We start from the raw sequence: 6241 nt of genomic DNA, 5'->3' as shown, positions 1-6241 counted from the left end.
TTGCTGTTCTTTTGTTGCTTTTTGGTAGAATTGAAATGTTGCCGTTACTACTTTATTTGTTTGTTGTTGATTGTTTTTGGCTTTCCTTCGACTGTGGACTAGGGATGTTCTGCGTCTTTTTTCCGTTTTTGGTGAAGTTCAGGTCTTCCTGTGTGGTTGATATTTTTTAATTTTATGAAAGTTGCAAACATAGTGTTGTGTGATAAATTGTGTTGTCTGGTTGTTTTCTTATTGTGGTCTGTTTGTTGTGGTTATTCCGGTTGATACTTGTCGGTTTTTGTTCGGTTTAAGTGTTGCTATATATTAATATATAGGGTGCGAGATTTCATTATGCTTTGTTTTTGATGTTAATGCTTGCATTATGAGCCGAAATGTGTCGAAGTTGGTGTTATAATGAATTAAGACCTGTTTTTTGTCATGAACCTAAAATAGGGGTATTGTGTTTATTGATGTGTGCGGACACTATTCTTGTGTTAATTTTATGTGTGCGGGCACATTTTTTCATCAAAAACCATTTTTTTTTGAAAAAGTATACTTAGTTTTGAAGAAATCTAAATAACAATTGAGTCTGGAAACAGGAGATTAAAATATTGACAGTTATGAATTACAGCCTTAGTTACATCGAAAAAACAATTGAGAAACTCCCGATCAATGTTGTGGAAAATCAATTGGTTGGCGCCAAAAAGATGGCGGAAATTATAGCCGGTATTATTAAAAAGAAGCAAGCTGAAGGGAAGATGGCTGTGCTGGGTCTGGCTACAGGTTCTTCTCCGATTAAGATTTACCAGGAGCTTGTTCGTTTGCACAAGGAAGAAGGATTAAGTTTTAAAAATGTAATCACTTTCAACCTGGATGAGTATTTCCCAATGGGACCTGAAGATGCGCAGAGCTATGTTTATTTTATGCATAAGCATCTGTTTAATCATATCGATATTTTGCCGGAGAATGTGAATATTCCGGATGGGTCGCTGAAGATTGAGGATGTGTCGGCTTTCTGTAATGCTTATGAAGAAAAGATTGAAGCTGCAGGTGGTATTGATATTCAAGTGTTGGGAATCGGTCGTTCCGGTCATATTGGTTTCAATGAACCAGGTTCAACTGTGAATTCTACAACACGTTTGGTGAAATTGGATTCGGTGACCATTTCAGATGCTATCAAAGATTTTGGTGATGAGAAGTTGGTTCCTCACCGGGCAATTACCATGGGTGTTGGAACAATTCTAAAAGCCCGGAAAATTATCCTAGCTGGTTGGGGAAAAGGAAAGTCTCCGATTTTGAAAGAGATGATCGAAGGACCGGTGAGTCCGGATGTTCCTGCCTCATTCCTGCAGTTGCATAAAGATGTAACTGTTTATTTAGATGCCGCAGCAACAGCTGAATTTACTCGTACTAAGGCTCCCTGGTTGGTAGGGGTTGTAGACTGGACTCCCAAAATGGTTAAAAGAGCTGTCGTTTGGTTGAGTCAAAAGATGGAAAAACCAATTTTGAAGTTGACAGATGAAGATTATAAAAAATCAGGTCTGCGTGACTTGCTCGTGGAGTATGGTGGCGCTTACGATCTGAATATTAAAATATTTAGCCAACTGCGTGATACAATTACCGGATGGCCGGGTGGCAAGCCGGGTGCTCATGAGAAAACCCGTCCTGAACGTCCGGAACCAGCTATTAAACGTTCAATTGTATTCAGCCCGCACCCGGATGATGATGTGATCTCAATGGGTGGAACACTGATCCGTTTAGCCGATCAGGGACATGATGTTCATGTGGCTTACCAAACATCCGGAAATATTGCCGTTTTTGATGATGATGCTTTACGATTCTCTCAATTTGCAGTTGATCTGCTGAAGAATCAAGGTGTGGATTCACCGGTGATTGAAAAAGCAAATGCTGAGTTACGTGATTTCCTGAAAAATAAAAAGGCTGGTCAGGTTGATTCACCATACGTGAAATCAGTGAAAGGTTTGATTCGTGTTGGTGAAGCTGCTGCCGGATGTCGTTTTAGCGGTGTTAAAGAAGAAAATGTTCACTTCCTGAATTTGCCATTTTACGAAACAGGACAAGTTGAAAAAAGTCCGGCTTCAGATGCCGATGTGCAAATTGTGGTTGATTTGCTGAGAAGCATTAAACCTCATCAGATTTTTGCAGCTGGTGACTTGCAGGATCCGCATGGAACACACGAGGTTTGTTTGCAAATTATTTTCAAGGCCATTCGCCAGATGCGTGCTGAAGGTGATGCTTGGTTAGACGATTGCTACATGTGGTTGTACCGTGGTGCATGGCAGGAATGGGATGTTGAAGATATTGAAATGGCAGTGCCAATTAGCCCGGATGAATTGCATCGTAAACGTAAAGCAATCTTTAAGCACCAGTCACAAAAAGACGAGCCTGTTTTCCCGGGTGAAGATAAACGTGAGTTCTGGCAACGCGCAGAAGAACGTAACCGGACTACAGCAAACATTTATGACCAATTAGGTTTGACAGAATATGAAGCGATTGAAGCGTTTGTGCGCTATCCGTTTGACGATGAGGAATCATTTTTGAAATAGTTGTCCCTCAAAGCCATAAATATCTTTCAATCGAAAACAGTAAACAATGAAAATATACCCCATTTTTCTACTGGTGGTCATGCTGCTTTTTGCAGCATGCCAGCCATCAGTAAACAATGCTGAAATCAAGATTATTCCCAAGCCGGTCTCGCTGACTCAAACAGGAAAGAGTTTGGTCATTAATAACGGAGTGCAGATTGAAACTTCTGATTCTGATTTGACATTTGCTTCAGGATATCTGAAAGGACAGATGCAAAAGTTGAAAACTTCAACTAGCTTAACTTTGAGTGAGTCTGGAGTGAAAATTCTTTTGAAGATTGATCCCACAATTCAGGAAGAGGAAGGTTACAAACTTGATATTAGCGATCAAATTGTTTTAGCTGGAAAAACGAAAAATGGAGTTATTCATGGAATTCAAAGTTTATTACAGATACTTGAACAGGGGCGTCAGGCCGGTAACGGTCTGACGATCCCAACCCTTTCGATCGACGACTACCCGCGCTTTGCTTATAGAGGAATGCATCTGGACGTCAGCCGGCATTTCTTTGGAGTTGATTTTGTGAAAAAGTACATCGACCTGATTGCCATGCACAAAATGAATACTTTTCATTGGCACCTGTCCGATGATCAGGGATGGCGGATCGAAATTAAGAAATATCCAAAACTGACTGAAGTAGGAGCGTGGCGTGTTGATCATGAAGATTTACCGTGGAATGAACGTCCTTTTCAGAAACCAGGAGAAAAAGCCACTTACGGTGGTTATTACACCCAGGAGCAAATCAAAGATGTTGTTGCTTATGCTGCAGATCGCGGAATTACTATTATTCCTGAAATTGATATCCCTGGTCACTCAGCTGCAGCAATTGCTGCTTACCCGGAACTTTCGTGCAGAAATGCAAAAATTGGAGTTGCTTCTGGCGGAAAAGCAGAAATAAGCATCGTTTGTGGTGGAAAAGACTCGGTAATCGATTTTTATAAGAATGTGTTGACCGAGGTAATGGAATTATTCCCTTCAAAATATATCCATATTGGTGGCGATGAAGCCTGGAAAGCAGAATGGGAGAAATGTCCGTTGTGTCAAAAGCGGATTAAAGAGAAAAACTTAAAAGACGAACACGGCCTGCAAAGCTATTTCATTCAGCAACTCGACGACTTTTTGGTCGCTCATGGTCGGGCAATGATTGGTTGGGATGAGATTCTTGAAGGCGGTTTGGCTAAAAATGCAACAGTGATGTCGTGGCGTGGTGAGTCCGGTGGAATAAAATCTGCACAAATGGGACACGATGTTATTATGACTCCGGTGGACTATTGCTACTTCGATTATTACCAAAACCCGGATAAAGAATTAGAACCATTAGCATTTAACGGCTTAATCACCCTGAGTAAAGTTTACAACTACGAACCTGTTCCGGCCGAGTTAACAGCTGAAGAAGGCAAGTACGTACTGGGTGCACAAGGAAACATGTGGTCGGAATGGATGCCTACCGGTAAAATGGTTGAGTATCGTGCTTTACCACGTATGACGGCACTGAGCGAAGTGCTCTGGTCTCCAAAAGAATCACGTAACGAGGCTGATTTTTTGAATCGCCTGGAACCGTTCCTTGGCTGGTTAACCGATACCGGGTACAACTTCCACATTCCAACTCCGCAGGGGATTTTCAATAAAATGATCTTTATGGACTCGGCCAAAGTGGATTTAACGAATCCCTGGCCATTTGCAAGCATCCATTACACGCTTGACGGAAGCGAACCAACAACTGATTCGCCGGTTTACACGAAGCCGCTTAGCGTATCGTCAACAACGACATTGAAGACAGCTGTTTACCTGAAAGATGGTCGTCATGGTCCGATAAAAACAGCTTTGTTCGAAAAAGCCGACCCGATTGATGCATTCGATGTAGATAGCACAAAACTGGAGCCGGGTTTGAAATACGCTTACTACGAAAATGCAATTAGCAAAGTAGGGCAGATGAAGGATTTGAAACCAAAGAGCACAGGCGTTGTGAGTGGGGTTGAATTCCCGCAAGAAGCTCGCAAAGGACTGTTTGCGCTGTCTTTGTCCGGCTATTTTTATGCGCCTGAAACGACCGTTTACACATTTGCATTAACATCCGACGACGGGAGCCAGCTTTTTCTTGGAGATAGCCTGGTTGTTGATCACGATGGATACCATGGCCCAACAATCAAATACGGTCAAATAGCCCTCAAAAAAGGATATTACCCGATCTACCTTGGTTATTTCGATGGCGGTGGCGGATACTCGCTGAAGCTCGAAGTAAAACAAGGAGATGGAGAAATGAGTAAATTACCTGAAGAACTCGTAAAACATTAACCAAACCCAAAATGAAGATTAGAAATTCGATCATATTAGCTCTTGTTGTTCTGATTAGTTTTTCTTGTAGCCACAAGGATCAATTAATTAGTAACCCGGAGCAACTTAAAGATATTAGTCACATGTTGGATGTTCAGAAGAAACTGACTGCCAACAGTAACATCCATGTGTGGGATATTTTCAACCAGCCGCTAACGAACGACGAACGCCAGGCGATGGAGTATTTATATGCTTACATGCCGTTGAGCGATTTGGGCGACTACTCTGCCGATTTCTTCCTGGCCAATGTGCGTAAGAGTTTGCAAACCCGCAAAGATATGACATGGGGAAAATCAGTCCCCGAAGATTTATTCCTCCATTTTGTACTGCCTGTTCGTATTAATAATGAAAACCTCGATTCATTCCGTATTGTGATGTACGACGAGATTAAAGCGCGTGTACAAGGGATGAAAATGGAACAAGCGGCCTTGGAAATCAACCACTGGTGCCACGAAAAAGTGGTTTACCGCGGGACTGATATTCGCACCAGTGCACCATTGAGCACCATTCGTAAAGCTTTCGGCCGTTGTGGCGAGATGTCGACCTTTACCGTTTCAGCTTTGCGTGCTGCCGGTATTCCTGCCCGCCAGGTTTATACGCCCCGTTGGGCTCACTCGGACGATAACCATGCCTGGGTTGAAGTTTGGGTCGATGGTGTTTGGAAATACCTTGGTGCTTGTGAGCCGGATGCCCGCCTGAATATGGGCTGGTTTACCGAACCTTCAACACGGGCTATTTTAATGCACACACGTGCCTACGGTAAATATTTTGGTCCGGAAGATGTAATTAATCGGGGAGATCGTTTCACCGAACTGGATGTTACATCAAACTATGCACGGGTAAAACGTTTGTATGTTGATGTAAAGAATGCAGATGGTACTCCTGCGGTAAATGCGAAAGTTGAATATCAACTGTATAACTATGCCGAGTACTTTCCGATTGCCACACAGATGACCAATAGCAAAGGGGAGACTTCACTTTCCATGGGCTTAGGTGATATCATCGTTTGGGCTAGCCAGGGCAAGAAGTTTGATTTCAAACGGGTATCCATTGCTCAGGTAGATACCGTGAAACTGGTTTTGGCCGATCAAGAGATGAACGGACAGCATTTCGATTTCGACTTTGTTCCGCCACATGTTGTGAAAGACACAACGCAGTTGACGACCAATGAAAAGAATGTGAACGAAAAGCGCCTTGCTTTGGAAGACTCAATCCGGACTTGTTACACGGCTACTTTCAAAACAGAAGCCTGGAGCAAAGCTTTGGCAAAAGAATTGGGATTAGAGGAAAAGCCGGTTGTGAACGCGATTCATTTAAGCTATGG

At 42.6% G+C, this 6241-nt stretch carries 3 protein-coding genes; all 3 read left to right on the top strand.

Annotated features, from left to right (window positions below):
- Positions 1-599: 599 nt before the first annotated feature.
- Complete coding sequence (nagB, locus tag AC37HE_RS04735) at positions 600-2546, top strand: glucosamine-6-phosphate deaminase (protein WP_500781636.1); 1947 nt, start codon at positions 600-602, stop codon at positions 2544-2546.
- A 46-nt stretch (positions 2547-2592) separates the two neighbouring features.
- Positions 2593-4878: a family 20 glycosylhydrolase gene (locus AC37HE_RS04730; protein ID WP_500781635.1), complete on the top strand. Its 2286-nt coding sequence runs from the start codon at positions 2593-2595 to the stop codon at positions 4876-4878.
- 11 nt (positions 4879-4889) lie between these two features.
- On the top strand, positions 4890-6241 hold a 1352-nt coding region (locus AC37HE_RS04725), incomplete at its 3' end, for a transglutaminase-like domain-containing protein (protein ID WP_500781634.1).

The organism is Mangrovibacterium sp., from assembly GCF_059905295.1.
Note: the sequence above shows the minus strand (reverse complement) of the source record. Positions and strands in the feature narration are given on the sequence as shown.

Excerpts from the sequence above, each read along its gene's own strand:
- AC37HE_RS04730 (WP_500781635.1), top strand. The coding sequence starts at position 2,593 with ATGAAAATATACCCCATTTTTCTACTGGTGGTCATGCTGCTTTTTGCA.
- nagB (WP_500781636.1), top strand. The coding sequence starts at position 600 with ATGAATTACAGCCTTAGTTACATCGAAAAAACAATTGAGAAACTCCCG.